Source organism: Pelomicrobium sp. G1 (genome assembly GCF_051905455.1).
Lineage (GTDB): Bacteria > Pseudomonadota > Gammaproteobacteria > Burkholderiales > UBA6910 > Pelomicrobium.
Genome location: NZ_JBQACR010000292.1, coordinates 1 through 290, shown reverse-complemented (window position 1 = coordinate 290; position 290 = coordinate 1). Strand labels below are relative to the sequence as shown.

Below are 290 nucleotides of genomic sequence, written 5' to 3'. Positions count from 1 at the left end.
CTTTGGCGGCGCTTCAGAATGGGGTTCGATGAAGCGCGTTGCGGTCCCCGGATGGTGGGCGTCACGAACCTTCGGCCAGAAACCCGAACTTCCGCAATCCCGCGAGCGTGCTGGCGATGAGGTCGAGACTGAATTCTTCGCGCTGGAGTTTGTGCTGCCATTCGGGAACTTGTTGCAGGTATTGCCAAACGCGCTCTGGGTTCACCGCCTCGCCGAGATCCATGAGATCCCGGGCAGCCATGTCCACCGTAGTCCATCGGCTGAGGCTTGCGTCCTGGTAAGTCCTGAAC

Annotated in this window: 1 protein-coding gene; it reads right to left on the bottom strand. The window is 60.3% G+C overall.

Annotated elements, in window-relative coordinates; genetic code table 11:
- Positions 1–61: 61 nt before the first annotated feature.
- On the bottom strand, positions 62–290 hold a 229-nt coding region (locus ACTFO6_RS18560), incomplete at its 5' end, for a hypothetical protein (RefSeq protein ID WP_439935849.1).